The organism is Ochrobactrum sp. SSR (assembly GCF_030067775.1).
In the GTDB taxonomy this organism is placed as follows: Bacteria; Pseudomonadota; Alphaproteobacteria; order Rhizobiales; family Rhizobiaceae; genus Brucella; species Brucella teleogrylli.
The window spans coordinates 856,784-879,186 of record NZ_CP125971.1; the positions used below are offsets into that span (position 1 = coordinate 856,784).

The window sequence follows — 22,403 nt, forward strand, 5'->3', positions numbered from 1 at the left end:
CCAAAAACGGTCAGGCTGATAGGAGAACACGGACAATGATGCGCGGCTCACTTGCTGAACTGGAGGCTGTCCTTGCCGTCTCTGCCCGAGGCGGGTTTCGGGCTGCAGCTCGCGAACTCGGCATCTCTTCGTCGTCGCTCAGCCAGCAGATTGCGACGTTAGAGACCCGCATGGGTGTCAGGCTATTCAACCGCTCGACACGTAGCGTTGTCCTTTCAGCTGCGGGAGAGCAGTTCGTGGCAAACGTGGGTCCGGCGCTTGAGGCGATCCGAAGCGCAGTCGAGCACGTTGATGAACATCGGGCGGAAGCAACCGGCACTTTGCGGATCAACACTTCGGTGGGCGCAACGCGGATGATCCTCACGCCGCTGATCCTGGAGTACATGCGCCTGAACCCGCAGATGGCGGTGGAGATCGTTACGGAGGGCGCCCTGGTCGACGTCAATGCCAAAGGCTTCGACGCTGGGATCAGGATCCGAGAGGCCGTTCCTCCCGACATGGTGGTCGTCCCGATCGGTAATAGTATCCGACCCGCTATCGTTGGGTCGTCTGATTACTTCCGCCGTCATGAAAAGCCTCAGGTCCCGGCGGATCTTCAAAATCACCTGTGCATCCGTGCCCGAATGGCAAGCGGAACCATCTATCGCTGGGAGTTCGAGCGGCGAGGGGAAAGTTTCGCGCTTGACGTTCCCGGTAAGCTCGTGCTCGACGACAGCGACCTTATGCTTCAGGCCGCGCGTGAAGGGGCAGGGCTCGCCTACCTAAGTGAGTGGCAGGTCAAAGATGATCTTGCTGCCGGCAAGCTGGAGCAGGTGCTCGGTGACTGGACCCCGCCTTATCCGGGCTTATGTCTCTACTATCCCGGCCGACGAAATATCCCGGCGAAGCTCCGCCGGCTCGTGGACTTGATCCACGAGATTCGGCAGACTCTGGATATCGAAAGATCGTCATGAATTCGATGTTTCGTTGCACTCTCGCTGAATACGAGCCAAACCCCGGAGTTTTCGAAAAGAGAGAAGCGCTGGCGGCCACCTCTCCCCTCCCGGCGAGACTTATTTCTGGATGAATGCCAGCATGTCCGCGTTCAGGACATCAGAGTTGGTAGCAAGCATACCGTGTGGATAGCCCGGATAGACCTTCAAAGTTCCGTACTTAAGCAACTTGACGGCAAGTTCTGCGGACGCCTTGACGGGAACGATCTGGTCGTCGTCGCCGTGCAGGACGAGGGTCGGCACTGAAATCTTCTTCAGGTCCTCAGTCTGGTCGGTTTCCGAGAATACCTTGATTCCCTCATAGTGGGCCTTGGCGCTCCCAATCATGCCCTGCCGCCACCAATTCTGGATCAGGCCCTGCGAGATCTTGGCGCCTGGTCGATTGAAGCCGAAGAAGGGCCCTGACGGAAGATCGAGATAAAACTGGGCCCGATTGTCGGCCAATGCCTTTCGTAGGCCATCAAAGGCTTCAATAGGTGTACCATCGGGGTTAGATGGTGTTCTCAGCATCAGCGGTGGAATTGCACTAACGAGAATAGCCTTCGCCACACGGCCTTGCGGTTCACCGAAGTCGGCGACATAGCGAGCCGTCTCGCCGCCGCCCGTCGAGTGGCCGATATGCACGGCATTCTTGATATCCAGATGCTCGTAGACTGCCGAGGCGTCGGCAGCATAGTGGTCCATGTCATGACCATCGCTCACCTGCTGTGAACGACCGTGCCCTCGTCTGTCGTGAGCGATCACCCGGTAGCCCTTCGAGAGGAAGAACAGCATCTGGTTGTCCCAGTCGTCGGACGACAGCGGCCATCCATGATGGAACACGATCGGTTGGGCGTCTTTCGGACCCCAATCTTTGTAAAAGAGGTTTACCCCGTCTTTGGTGGTGATGAATGCTTCTGTCATTGCCGTTTCTCCTTCTCGGGTGACTGGTACGTTGCCTGTTGCAGCGAAGGCTGGGATTTGAGAGGACAGCAGCACTGCTGAGCCTCCGAGCAAGATGTCTCTCCGCGAGACGTCAAATGGGTGATCTTTACTCATGTTAGTCCTCATGCTGTGGCGTGGCTTTCGCTTGCTTCGAACATCAGAAAGTAATCGAAGCGTGCTCGGTTTTAGACGCCCTTGTAGACGAGGCGGGTGAAGAAGGCGGGGCTGATGATCGCCTTGCCCCATTGCTCGTCAAAAGCCTCGGTCGGGTTGGCTGCGACCGCCTCCTCGACAGAGCGGCCGGCTGATTTCAGCCTTGCGACATTGTCCCGGATGGTGGCCAGCATCTCGTGATAATGCTTCAGCTCGTCCAGCGACCCAAGCGGCTTGCCGTGGCCTGGAATGATGACGGTATCCGCATCCACTGCAGCGATGACCTTTGCTGAAGCTGCGATCGTTCCGTCTATGCTCCCGCCAGTCGAATAATCGATGAACGGGTAAAGGCCGTTCCAGAAGATATCCCCGACGTGAATGACATTTGCTTCCTCAAAATAAACGGAGATGTCGCTGTCTGTGTGGGCAGGCTGATAGGCTGTGATGGCAATCTTCGTGCCTTCGAGCTCCAAGACCTTGTCACTCGTGATCAGGGTCGCTGGGATTGCGCCGGAGGGAGAAGGCGGAAAATCGAAGTTCCAATCATCGACCCGCTGGGCCTCAAGCAGGTGACGGCGGGTGTTCTCATGGGCAATGATTGCCGCGCCTACCGAGTGCAGCCACTCGTTTCCATCTGTATGATCGAAGTGCCAATGCGTGTTGATAAGATGCGTAACGGGCTGGTCGCCCAGCTTAGAAAGGGCCTGTTCGATCCGAGCACGCGTTGCGGTGATACCGGCGTCTACGAGAACCTTACCCTGTTGGCCGGTCAAGACGGCAATATTGCCGCCGGAGCCTTCCAGCACGGCAATATTTCCACGAGTCGGATACGTGGTGATGTCGGCATGGGCTGCCGCTTCCCTGAGCGAGTCCACGATCGTCCCAGATTTCGCCAGCGAATTGGATGTCAGAAAAGGCGCAACGGCGAAGGTCGCGAGCGCGCCCGTGAGAAGAGATCGGCGATTAACAGGTTGTAAATTGGCTACGAAGTTCACGGCGAGGTCCTCCTTGGTTCAGACGATGTCCAAACCATACCTCCCGGAGCGCATTCGATAATTGGCAAAGCGCGTAAGTCTTTATTCCGCTTTGCGTAACAATTTCCTGCTCGGCCACACGTCGGTAATCAGTGCTTTGGTGGCAGGAGGAGACTGGCCGCAATCAACGAAGCCCTTCTCAAGAGCCTCTACGCCATTGGCCAGGGGTCACACCCGTCGACTTTGTGAAGACGCGGGTGAAATGGCTTTGATCGGAAAATCCGCAGGAGTACGCTATCTCGGCGAGAGAAAGCGCCGTTTCCTTCAGAAGACGCTTGGCTGCTTTTACCCTGTACGCTCGTAGCCACCTAAAGGGCGGGTTTCCAGTTGTCGTTTTAAACGCATTGCCAAAGACAGAGACAGGCATGTCCAGACGTGCTGCTATATCAGCTAGAGAAGGCTCGACAGTCAGATCTGCTGTTAGCAAATCCTTTGCGAGACGCTCCTGTTTCATACTCAGGCGACGGAACTTCACGCCAGGCCGTGGCGCAGAGGAGTAGCGCTCTACAAGGTGACTGTGGAGCGCTAGAATCAGATGGTCAAACAACAGACTTTCGACGCCATCATTATTCGCAAGAGCTGACAGGAGAGCCTGGCCAAGAAGTTCCACGAATGGGTCGGCGTGTGAGTTTTTTTCAAGAAGAGATGGAAATTCCGGGACGCGGTCATCGTTAGATAGCTCACGAAGGGCCATCTCGGGTAAATGAATCTGTATGGAGGAAAATGGGTTGGTGAATAGGCCTTGCGTCTCCTCTTCGAGGTGGACCAGGTTCATCGAGCCTGCAGGATAGTCATCTGAATTGACGAAATGACCCCATTTCCATTGTTCGTGGCCAGTCATAGGAGTGAGCCACAACGAAAGAAGGAGTGCTTTTTCTGTGGGCAGCGGGGTCGTTAGTTCGCGCAGTGCGTGAACCACCTCGAGATGCGTGAGGGTGATGGCGGACGATTTTATCGTGACAGTATGGCGTGTCGGTGCAGCAGCTAAGCCAAAGACGTTTCCGATAACCAGCCCGATCGGCGATCTGGAAGAAGCAATGAGCTCGCGTATCTTCTCGGGGCTGTCTTGCTGATCCATATTTTTCTCGATTTAGCCGCCAATAGGAAATTTGCACCTTACCTTAGCCAGAAGAGAGATTTGGTCTTGAAGATAAACAACCAATTTTGGACAATGTTGTCTACACCCCGTGTTAGACGTCCGACTGAGGCGATGTGTCCACGAGATTTTTAGAGCAGCTTCTTTCGTCTTGTGGGATCGACTGTTAGGGTTTGCCTAGGTCACCGTGGGGAGGTGTTACGGGGTGTGACCCCGCAGCATGGTGCCGACATCATCCCACGCTTGTTCACCTGCAAATGACTTCGAGGTCTTGCTTAGGGTGATCGTCGAGCGCCAGGGTAGAACAGCGTTTTAAGGATGTACAAATCAATGAAGCGGAATTCGCTCAAAGCTAATGGCATGGATGTCGTGCACGTGGTGGGCAACCAGGGCGCCAGTGACAACGAAACGAAACCGGTTACGAACTTTGACGGGTTTAGCGTCGTTGTTCAAAGGACTGATTACCTCAGGCACAGTGTTTGGCGCTCAGGACGGCTAGTCTTCCATGGCGGGCACGCTTCCGGAAGCATGGCGATAATGGACGTCGAAGAAAATTGGTCGTGTAGACCGGAGTCCGCCTTCGACAATGTGAGATTCAACATTTCGAGCGCTGGATTTAGGGATTTTGCGCTCGAACAAGGTCGAGTTCCATTTGCACTGTTGCGAATAGAAGACGGGCCTGTCGATCCTGTTCTCAAGGGCTTAGCGGAAACCTTTGTTCCGCTGGTGTCCAATAATTCACCACACAGGAAGCTCCTGATAGACCATCTTGCCGAAGCGGTCAAAGCCCATGTGGCATGTCGATACGGAGGCATTCCTCTGACTGAACGCAAAGGTGGATTGTCTGCCAAACACCTGGATCTTGCGACGCAGTATTTCGTCAGCTGCGTAGACGAGGATGTCGTGATAGACGAGATCGCATCCCTTTGTGGCCTTTCTGTCGGGTACTTTATTCGAGCTTTCAAACGCTCTACGGGACTAACACCTTATCAATGGCTCCTTGATTATCGCGTCCGCAAAGCTCAGGACATGTTGCGTCAAGGAATCCCGCTCGCTCAGATAGCCTTGGAATGCAGCTTCGCGGACCAAGGCCACTTTTCGCGTGTCTTCAAGGCGAAGTTTGGTGTGTCTCCAGCAGCTTGGAGAGACCGCATCCGTTAAGCATCGAGTGACGTCGAAAGCGCTGCGGCTCGCGATCTCGTAATCTTTTGCAGGGTGAATGGTCCAAAAGCAAATTGCAGGCTATCAAGCACGTGGTTCCGCTGCTGCGCTATTGTTGCGACCGCTCGACCTGGCTCTCTCAGCGGCGCGACCGTTTCACAATTTGAAATAAATCCTTCCACATTCTGCCGATTATCGCCGCGGCATGAACCGTTATGTTCTTCACCAGGTCAGCACATCGCTGCCACTCAACCTGAGGGGAACTCAAATGAAACGCATATTGGCAGTCATGATGTTGGCAAGCGTAAGCTTTGTCTCGCTTTCTCATGCCGCGTCGTCTCAACCGGCAAAGGCCGTCACAGCTACGCAACACGCGCCTGTCACGGTCCACTACCGGACGGTGGAAATTGACGGAGTAAATGTTTTTTACCGGGAGGCAGGTCCAAAAGACGGGCCGGTTGTGCTTCTCCTTCACGGCTTCCCTACATCTTCACACATGTTTAGAAATCTAATCCCGCAACTTGCGGACCGCTATCGTGTAATCGCTCCCGATTACCCGGGCTTCGGCCAAAGCGACGCTCCAGATCATACAAAGTTCGCTTACACGTTCGGACATTACGCGGACCTCATTGACGGGCTTCTTGGTAAAATCGACGCCAAGCACTACGCGATGTATGTCATGGATTACGGTGCGCCCGTCGGATATCGGCTCGCGCTTAAGCATCCGGAACGGGTGACCGGCCTCATTGTACAAAATGGGAATGCATACGAGGAAGGTCTGTGCGAGTTCTGGGACCCGATTAAAAAGTACTGGGCCGATGGTTCAAAAGAAAGCCGAGAGGCACTCTCTGGATTGGTCACTCTCGAAACCACCAAATTCCAGTATACGGATGGTGTAAAAGATTTGACTCGGATCAGCCCTGATAACTGGGTCCACGACCAGGCTCTCCTTGACCGCCCCGGAAATAAAGACATCCAGCTTGATTTGTTTCATGACTACGGAACGAACGTGCCGCTCTATCCGAAGTTCCAGCAGTTTTTCCGCGATCGCAAGCCGCCGACCCTGATCGTTTGGGGTAAAAACGATAAGATTTTTCCAGAGGAGGGCGCACATCCATATCTTCGTGATCTGCCTGACGCTGAAATCCACATCCTCGATACGGGCCACTTTGCTCTTGAGGACAAGCTGGATGAGATGGCCCCGCTCATCCATAGCTTTCTGGATCGTAAGTTGTCTGCGAAAAAGTAAAGTAAGCACAGCGGTGCGGTCGATGGCCGCGCCGCTGAATTTGATCGTCCCTCGTTGAAGCGTCGGTCCCCACAAAGTCAGGCAAGGGATTCGAAGCTGATCCCATCTGCCTGGAATTCGAGAACTACGATATGTTTGAGAGCAATAGACGCCATCACGCTTCTGACCGGCTGGCGAGAGTGCCAGCGTCATTCTTCGGTATTGTGCTAGGCTTGGTCGGGTTCGGGAGTTCATGGCGGACAGCGTCGGAAGCATGGATGTTGCCCTCCTTGCCGGGCGAACTCCTCAGTCTGTCTGGAGTGGCGGTGTGGTTGATCATCACCGTGCTCTATGGGCTCAAATGGGTTCTAGCACCCGCGGCGGCGCTCGCCGAGGCGGAGCATGCCGTTCAATGCTGCTACGTGGGATTGGCGGGAGTTGCAACGATGCTCGCTGGTCTGGCCCTGCTTCCTTATTCTCTGCTCTTGACGGAGGTGCTGTTCGTTGCTGGCTTCGTGTTCACCTTTTTCTTCGCGCTGTGGCGAACCGGTCGACTATGGCAAGGTGCCAGAGACCCCTCCTCATCTACTGCTGTCTTGTATTTGCCAACGGTCGCAGGCTCATTTGTCACTGCGATCGTTTTGGGCGCGCTAGGTTCACGTGAAGCAGGGCAACTGGCGTTTGGGGCAGGTTTCTTTTCTTGGCTCGCTATCGAATCCGTTCTTCTGCATCGTTTCTATACCCTGCCCGAAATGACCGCAGCATTGCGACCAACCCTCGGCATCCAACTTGCACCGCCTGCAGTGGGGAGCGTCGCCTACTTGAGCGTCATCGGCAGCGTACCAGATGTGTTCGTGCACGCGCTTCTGGGTTACGCCATATTGCAACTTGCGATCATATTGCGCCTCCTGCCTTGGATTCTCAGGCAACCATTCTCGGCGTCATATTGGGCTTTTACGTTTGGTTTGACATCGATTTCGACGGCCGGGATCAGGATCGCGAGCGCAGGCAAGGACGTAATCTTCGAGAGCTTATCGGTCGTGTTGTTCGTTATAACAAATGCAGGTCTTATCGCTATTTGCGTTGGATCGATCCTGCTGCTGGCGCAGGGACGCTTCTTACCGGCCACTCCTATCGCATCCGTCACCTCGAATGATCGAGTGTAAAGGTAAACGCATCGCCAGCAAGCGTGATCTCGACTTGAGCGTGCTCTATGCCCGCGCAGACGAGGCCTTAGTGTCGAAGAACTTCATCGGTTTCCGGTAAACACCAACCCAGGCGATGCCAAGTCGAAGTTCCCGGTTAGCTTCTTACGAAGCAGCTTCAAAGCCTTTTCTATATTCTTCACTATATCGAGGCGCCTGTTAGCTTGAGCGAGGCTCAATGCCCGCAGGCAATGCCAGAAGGCCGGCCCGGCCGAAAGATCATCATGCCAACCGAGATACATAACGCCGGCGTAGACCGACGGGGTGCCTGAAGCATCTCGGAAACACTGTCCGATAGTCGTTACTTCTACGTGATCTCCGTCATGAGTCAGGACTTTGTACTTATGGGAGTAACGATCCCCAGACAGGATCGCGTTGTCAATCGCGTCTTTGAGACCGGACTTTTCCGCCGGAACAATTTTGTGAAGATACTCGATGATCGGCTGTCCCCTCTTTGCCTTTTCAGGATCCATGCCAAAGAGAACTGCCATGATCTCATCAGCATAGACAGCGTCTGCTTTCAGATCCCAAGTAAAGAGCCCAGTGTAGCGTGCGTCAGTTTCTGTGTCATTGAGTGCGAGTGACAATGGTTGCCCCTTGGTTAGCAGTTGCTTATCAACCTGCGACGTAGAACGGTCAGAATCACTCGTCGGTTGCATTGGATTCGAACAGACACTGTCTAATTCTCGCCGCACAACAAGGAAACGAACTAGCCCCGGACTGCGATAGTGTCGTCGGCTGAATTCAACATATACTCCACCTGCCAGACTGTTAATTCCTCATATTGGAACAGTTGATGCCGTTAGTGGACGGTCGCCGGTGCATTCTACAGAGGTCTGCCTCATGAAGAGCGTAAGACACGAGAGTGAGAACTATCGACGGAATCCTTCAGCCCTGGAAATATATCAAGCGCTGATTCTCGTCTTCCAGCTACGGTAACGCGCAAAACGCGTCGATCCTTAGGGACCGGCGCGCTCAAGGCAGGTGCGGAGCTATTTCGGCTTCAGAAACCAAAGTCGCTCAAGCCAGGGTGATCATCAGGTCTGCGGCCCAGCGGCCAACGAAACTTCCGATCAGCTTCACTGATGGGATGCTCGTTGATGCTCGCATGCCTTTCCCGCATGAGCCCATCTTCAGCAAATTCCCAATTTTCGTTTCCATAAGCGCGGAACCATTGGCCACTGTCGTCGTGGTATTCGTAGGCGTAGCGGACGGCAATCCGATTGTCAGTAAACGCCCAAAGCTCTTTTATAAGTCGGTATTCGAGTTCCTTATTCCACTTACGTGTCAAGAACGCTTCGGCTTCAGCCCGATTCTTGGCGAATTCGGCGCGATTTCGCCAGCGCGTATCCAAGGTATAGGCTAAGGCGACCTTGGCAGCATCGCGACTATTCCAGCCATCCTCTGCGAGGCGTACTTTCTCAATAGCAGTTTCTCTGGTGAACGGTGGAAGCGGTGGTCGTGACATTGGATAGCTCCTCAAATGGGTACTAAGCAGCAGCGTTAACGGTTTTAAGCCGCAGCCTTATCGATGCGCGGGAAGTCGATCTCAGTCTCTAGCGCCTCGTTGACGTAATTTGTGAAGGTGTTGAGAGCGACGTGAGCGATGATCTCTACGATCTCGGCGTCAGCGTAGCCGGCCGATCGGACCTTGGCGATTTCCTCTGGGCCGATGGCGCCTCTGGTGGTCGTTAGAACACGCGCGAATTCTACAGCAGCAGCGGCCTTCGGATCATTCGATGTGCCCCGGCGGTTCGCAAAAATCTCGTCGGCGTCGAGCTTGGCGAACTTGGTGCCAGTAAACGTATGAGCGGATAGGCAGTAGTCGCAGCCGTTTGCTTCCGCCATCGCGAGCGCAATACGTTCGCGGGTGGCTGGAGCGAGTTTTCCTTTTGCCAGTGCACCTTGTAGAGACGTTAGTCCGTTGAGCGCGGCAGGACTATTCGAGACCAGCCGAAAAATGTTCGGCACCGATCCAATCTGCTTCTTAAGGGTCTCGAGGATCGGCCGGGATTCTTCTGGTGCATCGTCGATTGTAGCCGGTGTGGGGATGCGGGACATTCTTGTTCTCCTTTTCAAATGCGAAAGACCATCCTTTCGTCGCATTGAAAATGAGCTTGCAGAGGCTCCACTTGAAGACCGAAAACGAGAAACGCAGCATTCCACAAATCGAGGCCATTCGGCGGCTCCTGCTGCTGTGGGCATACGGCGAGCCCTCCACGCCATCTTGGTCAGTGGCCGACATGCCGCCGGCCGAGACTAGATTTCTGGGTCAATCATCAATCAGATTTCGGCATCCGGTTGCTTTGATGGGTGTGCGAGCGCAAAGGCGTCATGGGTCTCGCAAAGTTCACGGATCGCCTTGAGCTGGCGAAACGCCGTCGTTTCTACGCCAAATCTATCAGCGGAGAATAACTGCGGGATCAGGCACAAATCGGCGAGGCCCGGGGCCTCGCCCGAAACATAAGGGCCACCAAATGGACGATTTTGCAGGAGCAACTCACATGCTGCCAGCCCCTCCGATATCCACCGTCGGCACCACTCGTCAGCGGCTTTCTGGTCGTGGCCGAGATCTGTTTTCAAATAATCTAAAACTCGGAGGTTCTGGAGAGGATGAATGTCGCATGCGATTGCTTGTGCAAATGCGCGCACCGAAGCACGTTGGTTTGTATCAGCCGGCAATAGGGGAGGGGTAGGGTGGGTTTCGTCCAGCCATTCGATGATTGCCAAAGATTGCGTCAGTATGAAAGAGCCGTCTTCAAGCGTTGGCACAAGGGCCTGAGGATTGACGGCACGATACTCGGATCTCTTTTGCTGGCCACCGTCGCGCCTGAGATGAACCGAAACGAAGTCGGGAGTGACCCCTTTCAGATTGAACGCGATGCGGCAACGGTAAGCAGACGAACTGCGGAAATAACCGAAAAACTTCATCACGATTCTTGCCCGATGTGCAATTCGATACCAGGCAAGCCGTCAATGCCGCCGCGGATTTCATTCACCGGTACAACAGCCCCGACCCCTGCAGGCGTGCCGGTAAAAATGAGGTCGCCAGGCTGAAGGTGGTAAAATCCCGACAGATGGCTGATGAGCTCTGGAACGCGCCAGACCAGGTCGGACAGTTGAGCATCCTGAAATGTTTTTCCGTCCACTTCGAGCCAAATTCGTTGATCAGCGACGGCGCCAAATTCCTCCTGCCGCACGACTGTCGATATCACAGCCGATTGCTCGAAGTCTTTGCCGAGATCCCAAGGACGACCTTTAGCTCGCGCGTCGAGCTGAAGGTCTCGTCTGGTCATGCCTAGGCCGGTTGCATAGCCGTACACATGGCTAAGCGCGTCCTCCACTGACACCTTATAAGCGGGGCTTCCAATGGCGACAACGAATTCCATTTCGTAGTGATAGTTCGAGGTTCCAGGCGGGTAGGCTATTTGCGCTCCGCTCTCGACGACGGAGTGCGGCGATTTCAGGAAATAAAAGGGCGTCTCGCGGTCGACTTCCACGCCCATCTCTTTGGCGTGTTCGACATAATTTCGGCCGACGCAGAAAATTCTGTTCACGGGAAATCGCGTTTGCAGCCCTGCGACCGCGACCGTTGGGGCAGGAGGAACGTCACGAACAGACGACCTCAGGCGATGTGAGCGTGACCTGCCTTTGCAAATTTCCACTTGCCAGGTCCTTGCGCCGTCGGTTGCCCCACGCCGGGGGAACCAGAGCCACCGATGCGAAGGCTGCTCGTTCTGGATTTCCACTGCAAACTGATGTGCCGAGGTGCCGGACAGGCATAACCACGTCAATTGCTTGTCAAATGTGGAATACTGACTTCCGTGAAAACCGTCTTCATTGATCGGGCCGACCTGCGCAAATTGGAGCTCAGAAGTGGCTCACAAGGAGTTGCTCGAACTGGAGAAATCGTCATGAAGTTGTATTTTCATCCCTTGTCCGGCCATGCACACCGAGCTCGCCTCTTTCTTTCGCTTGTTGATCAGCCATTTGAGTTGATCGACGTCGATCTGGCGAAGGGAGAGCACAAAAGGCCAGAGTTCCTCAAAATGAACGCTTTCGGTCAGGTTCCAGTCCTTGTAGACGGCGAGACCGTAATTTCGGACTCTAACGCCATCCTCACTTACCTGGCAAAGAAACTTGGAAAGTCCGACTGGCTGCCTGAGGACCCGACCGGCGCTGCTCAGATCCAACGCTGGCTTTCCGTTGCCGCAGGACAGATTGCATTTGGTCCCGCCGCCGCCCGCTTGATTACCGTCTTCGGTGCGAAGTACAATGCAGACGAAGTCATTGCACGTGCTCACGCGCTCTACGCGGTCTTGGATCAAGAACTTGCTACCCGTCAGTGGCTTGTATCTGACCGTCCCACAATTGCTGATGTCGCGATCTATAGCTACACGGCACGTGCTCCTGAGGGCAACGTAGACCTTTCCGCTTATCCCAATGTTCGCGCCTGGCTCGAACGTGTCGAGTCTCTTTCGGGCTTCGTCGAATTCGGGAAGACGCCGGTTGGTCTGGCAGCGTAACGCACCCTTGGGAGACTGCCATGGCGGCTGATGCAAAGATTGTTTACGAACTGGCGGAAGCGCCATGGCACAAGGGCGAGATTGAAATCCAGTCGTCCGTCGGGGTCATGGAAAAGATGCACGACGTAGGGCGCCGCTTCATCAGAAGTCGTCTGATAGAACAGCATCAAAAGTTTTATCCTCAACTTCCCTTCCTGGTCGTTGGTGCCGTTGACCGTCACGGCCATCCGTGGGCAACGTTTTTGACCGGGCATCCAGGATTTCTCAGGGCGAGCGATGAGCATACGCTCAGCATTGGTACCCAATTCGATCAGTCCGATCCCGCATTTGGGGGTGCCCACGAAGGTGCGCCAATAGGCGTCCTTGGCATCGAGCTTCACACACGCAGGCGAAACCGGCTCAACGGAAATATCCGTCGGCACACCAAAGCCGGTTTTGATCTGCAAGTGATCCATAGCTACGGAAATTGCCCGAGGTATATCCAGTATCGTGACCACCACTTTGAGCGTGATCCGACGGCGGGTTTCGAACCTGTTGTGGAGGCTCTAGATGGTCTCGACGATGAGGCTCGAGCTCTAATAGGCCTGGCCGATACATTTTTCGTTGCCTCTTACGCGGACGTTGGCGGAGACCGCCAGGTCGACGTGTCTCATCGTGGAGGAAAGCCGGGTTTCGTCCGGGTAGGCGCTGACGGCCTTTTCACGATCCCTGACTTCAACGGGAATTTTTTCTTCAACACTCTTGGAAATATTGCCCTGAATGGCCGCGCCGGCCTGACGTTTCTCGACGCCCATACAGGTGACGTCCTCCAGTTGAGCGGACGGGCAGAGGTTCTTCTGAACTCACCTGAAATCGCCGCATTTCAGGGCGCAGAGAGGCTTTGGACGTTTCGCCCAGAGCGTATCGTAAGACGCCGCGGAGCACTGCCGATCCGCTGGAGTACGAGAGATGGAGGCGAGAGCCCGTTCTCAACGATGACAGGTGACTGGAGCCAAGCGAGTGAACGATTGAAAGCCGCGGAACTCGCTAAGACATGGCGGCCGTTCAAAGTTGATCGGGTTGTCGATGAAAGTTCAGTCATAAGGTCAATTTACCTCTCGGCAAGTGATGGAGCCGGCCTGATCCCCCATAAGGCAGGACAACATCTTCCAATCCGTGTCCTACTTGGGGGTGATGAGGATCCCGTCATCAAAACCTACACGCTCTCGGCTGCGCCGTCAGACGCTGGCTACCGGATAAGCGTAAAAAGAGAGGGGCGGGTCTCCCAACATTTACACAAATTGGATGTCGGTTCACTCATTGAGGTGCGCGCGCCTGCCGGTGGATTCACAATTGATCCCCTAGAAGAGCGTCCCGCCGTTCTTTTGGCAGCCGGAGTGGGAATCACTCCCATGTTGGCGATGCTACGACACATTGTTTATGAAGGTCGGCGGAAACAGAAGATGCGCAAGACGTGGATGATCTACTCGGCGCGAAGCAAGGCGGAACAAGGCTTTTCAAATGAACTCGCCGATCTGGTCGAGCAGGGTGATGGCGCTGTGTCGTTGACGCGAGTGCTGTCCTCTCAAGAAGAAGCCGTCAAAGACGTTGATTACGATGAAATCGGCCGCATAAACATCGCTCTTTTAAAAAAGGTCCTGCCATTCGGGGACTTCGACTTTTATCTTTGCGGTCCACCCGCTTTCATGCAAGACACTTACGACGGGCTGCGGTCCCTTAGCGTAGCAGACAAACGGATCTTCGCCGAAAGCTTTGGCCCGGCTTCGGTCAAGCGTAGCCCAGATATCGGCTCAGTGACCGCTGTAGGCGCTCTTCCCTCGACAAATGACGTCCCCGTCGTCTTCACGGAATCTGGAAAGCAGGCACTGTGGCATCCCGGAAGTGGCACGTTGTTGGACCTTGCCGAGGCTGAAGGATTGTCCCCGGATTACAGCTGCCGAGGAGGAACCTGCGGAACCTGCGCTACCCGGATGGTGAAGGGAAAAGTGGCCTATAAAACGCCGCCTCAGGCTGCAGTGGGCGATGAGGAGGTCCTTATTTGCAGTGCATACCCCGCACAGACGGATCTTGGAGACGCCGGTGTGATGGAACTCGCACTCTGACCGCTGCCCACCATGCACGTCGGCTTTCTCACGTGGTAACCGACTAGCGACCCAAATTGAAAAAATGCCAACTCTCTAAGAAGGAGATCGATATGCTGACAATCAAGAGGGTACTGTCCGCGGCACTTATCGCGGGCGTTGTTGCAGCGCCGGCCAGTGCACAATCGCCCAAGCCGACCGTCGTTCTAGTTCATGGAGCCTTCGCTGACGCTTCGAGCTGGAATGGGGTGATTTCGCGACTGCACGAGGACGGCTTCGAAGTAGTGGCCGTTGCAAATCCCCTTAGAGGCGTAAAAACCGATGGCGATTACGTCGCAAGGATCGTTTCAAGCATCAAGATGCCAGTGGTTCTCGTGGGCCACTCCTATGGCGGATCTGTCATCAGTGCGTCCGCCGTAGGCATGAAGAACGTCAAATCGTTGGTGTTTGTTGGAGCCTTCGCACCCGATATCGGCGAGTCAGCTGCTGATCTGAGTGCTAAATTTCCCGGTAGTACGCTGGAGCCGACACTCGACGAACCCGTCATCTTGGCTGACGGTGGCAAGGATATGTATATTGCTAAAGCAAAATTCCATGGCCAATTCGCCGCCGATGTGCCAGCCGCCGTCGCCGCTCTCATGGCCGATACACAGCGCCCTGTAACGCTGTCGGCCCTTACTGAGGCGGCGCCAGGTGCGGCATGGAAGGAAATTCCCTCCTACTTCATTTATGGTGAGAAGGATAAGAACATCACAGCGAAAGCATTGGGATGGATGGCCGAGCGGGCATCCTCTAAAGAAACGGTTGCTGTAAGTGGCGCATCCCATGTCGTGATGGTTTCCCACCCGGCCGAAGTCGTGAAGATCATTGAAGAAGCCGCCAAGTAGATCTGGGCGGTACTCAGACTGTTTCGAAACGGCGACCGCGCGGCAACGCGCGGTCGAAAAGAAATCAGCTGAAATGCCGGTTCGCCCTAAGCTTTGCCACGGCGAAATCTACAAAACTTCGCACCTTTGCCGAGGCGTGACGGCCGTCAGGGTGAACGACGTGAATAGGCAGCGGCTCTTCCTCATAATCAGCCAGAACTGTCTGAAGTTGGCCGCGTTCGAGTTCCGGGGCAATCTGGTATGAAAGCACGCGGGTGAGGCCCCATCCCTTGACCGCTGTGGCGATCGCTGCCTCGTTCGAGCTTGTAAAAAGACGCGGGCTCACATGCACGACCGTCTTTTGCTCCGAACCGAAACGCCACTCCAATGATGACCATGCGCTCGTTGAAGCGACAATCCGGTGACGAGATAGATCCGAGGGGGTGAGAGGAACGCCATTCCGATCGAAATAGTCAGGGGATCCGCAGATCACCCTCTTCACGGAGCCAACTCGAATGGCGGAAAAGCCTGAGTCCGGCAGGTGGCCGATACGTATCGAAACATCAATACCCTCATCGATAATGTTTACCACGCGATCCAAGAACAAGCACCGTCCAATCACATCCGGATACTCATCCAGGTATTCCGTGACCACAGGTAGGACGAACATCGTGCCGAACATGGAAGAGGCAGTAATAGAGAGTGTCCCGGTGGGTTTTGCGAATGCGCCCGCTGCTGCCGCCTCGGCGTCTGCAAGATCTGCTAACAGCCTCTGGCAGTCGGTGAAATACCTGTTACCCGACTCGGTCAACTTTACGGATCGGGTGGTGCGCGTCAGAAGACGCGTTCCGATGATATCCTCTAGCCAGGAAACAACGCGCGTCACGGCAGGAGGGCTCATGTGGAGTTGACGTCCAGCGTCCGCGAAGCTCTCCGCTTCTGCGACCTTTACGAATACTTTCATGGCTTGCCAGCGATCCATGCGTTCCCCTCCTTGAATAATTTCGCCACTTCGCTGCATCCTCGGTTTGCAAATAGCATCACGGGATCGGAACGACCAATGTTGTTACATAGCCGTCATTTCGGCTCTTAAATCGGTGCTGACAGCATTTCCTTGATCTGCCGGCTGAAATCCGTTGTGGTAAAAGCAATCAGCTTCTTCTTTGCAGCGTCTGCCGCGACGTCATTCCCCTCGCGGACAGCAAGGGCATATTTGACGGCGACATCAGTCACCGCATTGAAACTTGCCCCACGCATCGCCGCGTCAATCTCGGCGCCAGTTAGTCCGAGCTCGCGCGCCTCCGCGATCAGGCTCTCGTCGATTGATGCTTCCCTGGCTTCTGTCGCCAGTCGGATGTGTATACGCATGATCGGTGTCAATGGGTTCTTCGTCACGGGAGGTCTCCGAGTTTAATTCTTCATGGCTATGTTCTCCGCTCGTCGTTAAGACCCAGTATCAAAGGTGACTTCTTACGGGTGACAGCGAGTTCTTCGCCGAGCGTCATCCATAAGAATAGTGTATCTGGAGTGTTAATTAAGCTCCCAAATCGCAAATGCTTTCTTCCGCCCGCTGCAACAGTTCAACAGGTGCGCTTTGACACTAAGATGTGTACTTGCAGGATCCGGCGACACAAAGGCTTCAGCCATCGAATGAGCATTCTTGGCGACCTCATGCCAAGAACCGCCTGTTCTTGCAGTTCTGAATGTTTCCCACGACGCTTGCGGCGCCGCAGTTTTTATCGTTTGAGGGCTGTGTGACAACAACACATGCCGAAAGAAAGCCGCGAGTGCTTCCGCTCTCTGGTGCTGCAAAGCCACGGCCTGCCGAGACCTACAAGCGCCGTGTCCTCGCCAGCAAATGATTAAACGTGGAAGTGTTTAGGGTATTGTAAGCTACCACCGCATTTTGGACGCCAGCTTGAAGCACCGCAGGGGATGGTCTCGTAAAGCCGAGACGGCGCGATAGCTTCTAGCCCGGCGGTGCAGGAACCAGCGCGTCCTCAGGGTCTGTATGAAGAGGCGTTAACGCCTGCAATGTCGAGAACTTATCTATTTCCACTGAGCGAGATGCAGCCTCAAACGGGCTGGGTCGCGGACATCTCTCTGCGAAGGACCGGCGCAACTCGCTCGGCCAGCAAATCAATTTGTTCAAAAACGGTTTTGAGCGGAACGCCTCCCATTTCGAGCGTGAAGAGCTGGCGGCGGTAACGACCGAAATGTTCTCTGAACGTCAGGACCTTGTCGATCACCTGCTGGGGACTTCCGACGGCGAGTGAGGTGTTGTTCATGACCTGCTCGAGCCCGGCACCTCGATAAATCCTGGAGTTGGCAAAGAAAGGCCGGTATTGCGCCACAGCCTCCTGAGAGTTGGGGTGCATAAAGATCTGCCCTCCAGCGCCGACGATTGCTTCTTCAGCCTTCCCGTGCCCGTAGTGGGCGAAGCGCTCGCGATACAGTTTCACAAGTCGACCGAAATGCTCGACCGGGCCGAAGAGATTGTTAGTAAAAAATCCATCGCCATAATACGCCGCGATTTCGGCGACATCGGGGTTCGATACGGAACCATGCCACACAAGCGGCGGCCTCGCTTCAAACGGCCGAGGCGTGGACATGAACCCGCGCAAAGGGGTGCGGAACTTACCCTCCCAATCCACACGATCCTCACGCCAGAGCCTGTGCAGGAGCCCGTAATTTTCAACGGTCAGGGCTACACCGTCTTCAACGTTTTTCCCAAACCAGGAATATACGGCGGGCGTGTTCCCGCGTCCCAGCATCAAGTCGACACGGCCCGCCGAAAGCTGCTGCAGCGTTGCGAAATCCTCGGCTATTTTTACAGGGTCATTGGTCGTAATTAGCGTTGTCGACGTTGACAGTGTGATCTGCTTTGTCTGACCTGCAATGTAGCCCAGGATGGTGGTAGGGGAACTCGGTACGAAGGGTGGATTGTGATGTTCGCCGATCGCGAATACGTCTAGTCCAGCCTCGTCGGCATGGACAGCGATCTTCACCATAGCCTGGAGTTTTTCGTGCTCCGTCTGCGCCTTACCCGTCGAGGGATCGGCTGTGACTTCGCCAACGCTGAAAATTCCAACTTCCATTTCAAATACCTTCGTAATCTCCGAATATGGCTCTAAAGCTACCAGCTGAGCTGGTAGGCCGAAAATCCTGTTCTCATATCCGGATGTGTATATGTTGATACGGCAGAAGGCACTGTCTGCGGGCAATGAAACCGCCCCCAGACAGCGCCCTCGGCCGTCGCCCTCACTGGCCCTTCGCCGCTAGATAGCCGGAGATGTTGTTGGCAGAGAATGGGAGATGATCGCCCATAAGTTGCGCATGCTCCTGGCCATGCTCCGAACGCCAGTCGCCGAGAAGTTCCGCGCCTACTGCGACCCAGGTAATAGGCTTGATGCCCACTTGCACCATACGTGCAATGGCGGCGTCCTCAACGATCTTGTTCCACGTGCCAGAAGCATCGATAACGGCATAGACGTCATAGCCATCTTCCTTGGCTGATAGCGCTGCAAAAGCGAGGCAAACCTCGGTCGAGATGCCAGCGATCAGCAGCTTCTTTCTCCCGGTGTTCTTAACCGCAGCAACGAAGTCCTTGTTATCCCAAGCATTGATCTCGCCAGGGCGGTGGACGATGGTTGCTTCTGGAAGAAGGTTTGTCACGATTGGCATGATAGGGCCGTTTGGTCCATCAGAAGCACTGGTCGTGATGATCGCGGGCAGTTTGTAGACCTTAGCAAGAGTGGCGAATGCTTTTACGTTGTTGTTGAACTCCGGCGGGCTTTGGGTCTGCACGCCGTTGGCTAGACCTGTCTGGTGGTCGACGAAAAGAACTGCGGAGTTCTGGGCGGTAATCCGATCGTATGACATTGTCATATCCTTTTGATTGGTGATGTCGGTGGTTGATCACTCGACTGCTCTAAAGGTGTCATTCGAAGGGCACATCCACTAGCGGCAATGGCCGGAACTCATAGTTGCTGAAATCGGAACAGCGTTTGGATGAGACTGGTATCGTTGGTGTCCAAAGCAGCTAGTTGTTGAGAGGCTCGACTTACACAGGCTACTTTTGCTCCCGTACAAATCGCGACCGTGACGATCAAGACATCGGAGAAAAATGCGGCTCCCATTTCCGTCGTATAACCGATCGGAGGCTAGCATGACGGAAGACAAGTTGGAGGGTATTGCTGACTACCGTGCGCCAGCAGGAGGATGGGGTGCCCTAAACGCAGTTGCCAGGGCCCTTAAGGAACAGCAACTCTCTTTGACTGGCGTTAACGCATTACTCAAAGCAAATCAGCCGGAAGGGTTCGATTGTCCAGGCTGCGCGTGGCCGGATCCCGACCATACCTCTGCATTTGAGTTTTGCGAAAACGGCGCGAAGGCGATTACATGGGAGGCGACCCGAAAACGGGCGGATCCCGAGTTCTTTTCGCGCCACACCGTATCCGAAATGTGGGCTTGGGACGACCATCGCATAGAAGATTCCGGTCGTCTGACCTCACCGATGCTATATGATGCAGCAAGCGATCGCTTCAAAGCGATATCTTGGCAGCAGGCATTTGATACGGTTGGGCAACGGTTGAGCGAGTTGTCAGATCCAAATCAGGCCGAGTTTTACACGTCTGGCCGCGCCTCAAACGAAGCCGCGTTTCTCTACCAGTTGTTTGTTCGCGCCTTTGGCACGAACAATTTTCCCGATTGCTCGAACATGTGCCACGAGGCGACTTCGGTCGGGCTTCCGCAGTCGATCGGGGTTGGCAAGGGTACTGTGGAGTTGGTTGATTTCGACAAATGTCACCTGATCATCAGCATCGGTCACAACCCAGGAACCAATCACCCGAGAATGATGACCACGTTGCACGACGCCTCTAAAAGAGGTGTCCCGATCATGGTATTCAATCCGCTGCGCGAACGCGCACTGGAACGATTTGCTGCTCCGCAAAATCCTATCGAGATGATTACTCTATCCTCAACGCCTATTGCATCCTCCTACTACCAAATCAAAACGGGAGGGGACATGGCTCTATTGAAAGGACTGATGAAACTGCTTTTTGAGCGGGATCGTCTGGATATTGAAGATGGCGGCGCCGGCCTTCTCGACCGGGATTTTATCGAAGATCATACTTCCGGACTTGGCGAGGTTAAAGCCGACGTAGAGAGAACAACCTGGGATCAGATATACAGGCGGTCTGGCTTAGGACCTAGCGAGTTCGAGAACGCATTGAATACCTATGTAAGCGCCGACCGGGTCATCATCTGTTATGGCATGGGTGTGACGCAGCACTTCGCCGGAACCGAGATTGTTCAGCAATTGGCGAACCTTCTCATGCTCCGGGGAAACATTGGAAAGCCGGGGGCTGGACTGTGCCCGTTGCGCGGACACTCAAACGTACAGGGCAATCGAACCGTCGGCATCACTGAAATGCCGAGCGCTGCACTTCTGGACGGTATCGAGAAAGCTTTTGGTTTTCGACCACCTGCGGGGAAAGGTCATAACGCAGTCGAAAGTTTGGAAGCGATCATATCAGGCGAATCAAAAGCACTCATTTGCCTCGGAGGAAATCTTGCTGTCGCTATGCCAGACCCCGATGCTGTGTTCGAAGGCATGCGGCAACTAGAATTGGCCGTGCACATCGCTATAAAACCCAATCGGTCTCACTTGCTCACTGCGAAAACATCGATCTTGCTGCCTGTCCTAGGCAGAACCGACCAAGACCTGCAAGGTACCGGGCCACAATCCGTCACAGTCGAGGACTCGATGTCGATGGTTCACGCCTCGAAGGGCTTTCTTAAACCGCCAAGCGACGAACTTAAGTCGGAGCCCGCGATCATTGCCGGACTTGCAAAGGCCACAATCGGTTCGCGTTACGAGATACCATGGGATGAACTGGTGGAAGACTATGACCGTATCCGAGACAAAATCGAGATCGTCTTTCCTGAGTTCTTCGACTTCAATGTCAGAGTACGAAAGCCAGGCGGGTTCCGTCTGGATATCCCTGCATCGAGGCGTGAGTGGCATACATCAAATCGGAAAGCCAATTTTCTCGTTGCTGCAGGGCTTGAAGACGATGCGCGATTGATCGACGGCGAGTGCCTTGTGCTGACGACCATACGTGCGCATGGTCAGTACAACACGACTATTTATAACAAAGATGACCGTTATCGGGGCATTTTTGGCAGACGGGACGTGATCCTTATGAACAAAGCCGATATGGACATACGCGGTATCGCCGAAGGGGAGCAAGTTCAGGTCGCTGGAATGGCCATCGGCAAACCTTCAAAAACGCGTGTCCTGACTGGTTTCATAGCGGTTGAATTCAATATTCCACAGGGCTCGGTCGCAGGCTACTATCCAGAACTTAACAAGGTGATGGCGCTCTCCGATTTCGACCCCAAATCAGGCACTCCGGCTTATAAAGGAGCGCCCGTGACGATCTCCAAGTGGAGCCAGCCATGATGATGGCGGGCCGCTCCGCAACCCGGCCCAAGCATGAAAATGCCCCTAATCTACGATAAGCAAGGTTAAGTTTGCGATAGACGACGATGCTTTTCGACACCAAGTTAGCTGAGTTGGTTTCTATTACACGCTGTCTGCAGTGAGCATCCCTGCGGCTCTACTACTCGAAAATTCGCTCGTCCACGTGAGATCCACGTCCTGCGATCACGTGAAGAGACTATCTCTGGCCCGCCCCTTCTTTCGCGGCCATCTACCATTGGCTCATGCGATTTTAAGTGCCAGGCCACTCCGTTGCGGCTCACGCGGCGCGGGCGAAGGCTTGGTCCTTTGTAGAGAGCCGAAGAAAATTTTATATCGTTTTCAGGGCCATCCGTGACTGAAGGCTCGCTCGCACACATAAGGCGGGCATACTGTTGCCACCAAAGTACTTCGGTCGCACTATCCGGCCGTTCTCACGAGACGACGAAGCGGCCGTCGTAAAGAATTCCGAATTGAACTTCATCCGAATGGTCCCGCGGCTGTAGGCAGCTTTCGCGTAATGTGTTGACTTGAAACGCCGTCCGGGACCTTATCTGCAGGATCTTTCGGCCCTCTCGGCTGAGCAATGCTGAGCTTGTGTCGCCTGAGATAGGCCGATGACGGCGTCGTGAAATTCATTGCCTGAGACC

Annotated in this window: 20 protein-coding genes; 8 read left to right on the top strand and 12 right to left on the bottom strand. The window is 54.6% G+C overall.

What is annotated here, in order from left to right; translation table 11 throughout:
* The first annotated feature begins 38 nt into the window (after window positions 1–38).
* Window positions 39–953 carry a LysR family transcriptional regulator gene (locus tag QLQ11_RS21480; protein WP_283735758.1) on the top strand — a complete coding sequence of 305 codons (915 nt, stop codon included), beginning with the start codon at window positions 39–41 and terminating at the stop codon, window positions 951–953.
* Between the two features lie 99 nt (window positions 954–1,052).
* Here QLQ11_RS21480 and QLQ11_RS21485 read toward each other — a convergent pair whose 3' ends face one another.
* The 3 genes from QLQ11_RS21485 to QLQ11_RS21495 form a co-directional block, all read right to left on the bottom strand.
* On the bottom strand, window positions 1,053–1,895 hold the full coding sequence (locus QLQ11_RS21485) for an alpha/beta fold hydrolase (protein ID WP_283735453.1): 843 nt from the start codon (window positions 1,893–1,895) through the stop codon (window positions 1,053–1,055).
* A 206-nt stretch (window positions 1,896–2,101) separates the two neighbouring features.
* Window positions 2,102–3,064, bottom strand: coding sequence for an MBL fold metallo-hydrolase (locus tag QLQ11_RS21490; protein ID WP_283735452.1), 963 nt, complete (start codon window positions 3,062–3,064; stop codon window positions 2,102–2,104).
* Window positions 3,065–3,242: 178 nt separating this feature from the next.
* Window positions 3,243–4,181 (bottom strand): AraC family transcriptional regulator, encoded by a 939-nt coding sequence (locus QLQ11_RS21495; RefSeq protein WP_283735451.1) that lies wholly within the window; start codon window positions 4,179–4,181, stop codon window positions 3,243–3,245.
* A gap of 348 nt (window positions 4,182–4,529) precedes the next feature.
* On the opposite strand from QLQ11_RS21495, the gene QLQ11_RS21500 reads away from it, so the two are divergent.
* The 3 genes from QLQ11_RS21500 (at window position 4,530) to tehA (ending at window position 7,754) form a co-directional block, all read left to right on the top strand.
* Entirely contained in the window at window positions 4,530–5,360 is an 831-nt protein-coding gene (locus QLQ11_RS21500; protein WP_283735450.1) for an AraC family transcriptional regulator, read from the top strand.
* A 268-nt stretch (window positions 5,361–5,628) separates the two neighbouring features.
* Window positions 5,629–6,609: an alpha/beta fold hydrolase gene (locus QLQ11_RS21505; RefSeq protein WP_283735449.1), complete on the top strand. Its 981-nt coding sequence runs from the start codon at window positions 5,629–5,631 to the stop codon at window positions 6,607–6,609.
* Between the two features lie 131 nt (window positions 6,610–6,740).
* Window positions 6,741–7,754 (top strand): dicarboxylate transporter/tellurite-resistance protein TehA, encoded by a 1,014-nt coding sequence (gene tehA, locus QLQ11_RS21510; RefSeq protein WP_283735448.1) that lies wholly within the window; start codon window positions 6,741–6,743, stop codon window positions 7,752–7,754.
* A gap of 83 nt (window positions 7,755–7,837) precedes the next feature.
* On the opposite strand, the gene QLQ11_RS21515 is transcribed toward tehA, so the two are convergent.
* From QLQ11_RS21515 to QLQ11_RS21535, 5 genes are all read right to left on the bottom strand, one after another.
* Window positions 7,838–8,380 (bottom strand): PAS domain-containing protein, encoded by a 543-nt coding sequence (locus tag QLQ11_RS21515; RefSeq protein ID WP_283735447.1) that lies wholly within the window; start codon window positions 8,378–8,380, stop codon window positions 7,838–7,840.
* A 416-nt stretch (window positions 8,381–8,796) separates the two neighbouring features.
* Window positions 8,797–9,261, bottom strand: coding sequence for a DUF1348 family protein (locus QLQ11_RS21520; RefSeq protein ID WP_283735446.1), 465 nt, complete (start codon window positions 9,259–9,261; stop codon window positions 8,797–8,799).
* A 44-nt stretch (window positions 9,262–9,305) separates the two neighbouring features.
* Window positions 9,306–9,854: a carboxymuconolactone decarboxylase family protein gene (locus tag QLQ11_RS21525; protein ID WP_263825815.1), complete on the bottom strand. Its 549-nt coding sequence runs from the start codon at window positions 9,852–9,854 to the stop codon at window positions 9,306–9,308.
* Between the two features lie 222 nt (window positions 9,855–10,076).
* Window positions 10,077–10,724, bottom strand: a complete 648-nt coding sequence (gene maiA, locus QLQ11_RS21530) for a maleylacetoacetate isomerase (RefSeq protein ID WP_283735757.1) — start codon at window positions 10,722–10,724, stop codon at window positions 10,077–10,079.
* Window positions 10,724–11,350, bottom strand: coding sequence for a fumarylacetoacetate hydrolase family protein (locus tag QLQ11_RS21535; protein ID WP_283735445.1), 627 nt, complete (start codon window positions 11,348–11,350; stop codon window positions 10,724–10,726). Before QLQ11_RS21535 ends, maiA begins: the two co-directional genes overlap by 1 nt.
* A 357-nt stretch (window positions 11,351–11,707) precedes the next feature.
* Here QLQ11_RS21535 and QLQ11_RS21540 point away from each other — a divergent pair, with 357 nt between their 5' ends.
* The 3 genes from QLQ11_RS21540 (at window position 11,708) to QLQ11_RS21550 (ending at window position 15,287) form a co-directional block, all read left to right on the top strand.
* Complete coding sequence (locus QLQ11_RS21540) at window positions 11,708–12,319, top strand: glutathione S-transferase family protein (protein WP_283735756.1); 612 nt, start codon at window positions 11,708–11,710, stop codon at window positions 12,317–12,319.
* 20 nt (window positions 12,320–12,339) lie between these two features.
* Window positions 12,340–14,421: a pyridoxamine 5'-phosphate oxidase family protein gene (locus QLQ11_RS21545; RefSeq protein WP_283735444.1), complete on the top strand. Its 2,082-nt coding sequence runs from the start codon at window positions 12,340–12,342 to the stop codon at window positions 14,419–14,421.
* A 92-nt stretch (window positions 14,422–14,513) separates the two neighbouring features.
* On the top strand, window positions 14,514–15,287 hold the full coding sequence (locus tag QLQ11_RS21550; protein WP_283735443.1) for an alpha/beta fold hydrolase: 774 nt from the start codon (window positions 14,514–14,516) through the stop codon (window positions 15,285–15,287).
* 64 nt (window positions 15,288–15,351) lie between these two features.
* Here the strand turns inward: QLQ11_RS21550 and QLQ11_RS21555 are convergent, their stop codons facing one another.
* The 4 genes from QLQ11_RS21555 to QLQ11_RS21570 all read right to left on the bottom strand — a co-directional run bounded on the left by QLQ11_RS21555 (window position 15,352) and on the right by QLQ11_RS21570 (window position 19,148).
* Window positions 15,352–16,248, bottom strand: a complete 897-nt coding sequence (locus tag QLQ11_RS21555) for a LysR family transcriptional regulator (RefSeq protein WP_283735442.1) — start codon at window positions 16,246–16,248, stop codon at window positions 15,352–15,354.
* A gap of 107 nt (window positions 16,249–16,355) precedes the next feature.
* Window positions 16,356–16,661 carry a hypothetical protein gene (locus tag QLQ11_RS21560; RefSeq protein WP_076845957.1) on the bottom strand — a complete coding sequence of 102 codons (306 nt, stop codon included), beginning with the start codon at window positions 16,659–16,661 and terminating at the stop codon, window positions 16,356–16,358.
* A gap of 680 nt (window positions 16,662–17,341) precedes the next feature.
* Entirely contained in the window at window positions 17,342–18,364 is a 1,023-nt protein-coding gene (locus tag QLQ11_RS21565) for a CE1758 family FMN-dependent luciferase-like monooxygenase (protein WP_283735441.1), read from the bottom strand.
* Window positions 18,365–18,527: 163 nt separating this feature from the next.
* Window positions 18,528–19,148 (bottom strand): isochorismatase family protein, encoded by a 621-nt coding sequence (locus QLQ11_RS21570; protein WP_263825660.1) that lies wholly within the window; start codon window positions 19,146–19,148, stop codon window positions 18,528–18,530.
* Window positions 19,149–19,434: 286 nt separating this feature from the next.
* Between QLQ11_RS21570 and QLQ11_RS21575 the strand changes: the two genes are divergently transcribed.
* Window positions 19,435–21,735: an FdhF/YdeP family oxidoreductase gene (locus QLQ11_RS21575; protein WP_371836017.1), complete on the top strand. Its 2,301-nt coding sequence runs from the start codon at window positions 19,435–19,437 to the stop codon at window positions 21,733–21,735.
* Window positions 21,736–22,403: the final 668 nt, after the last annotated feature.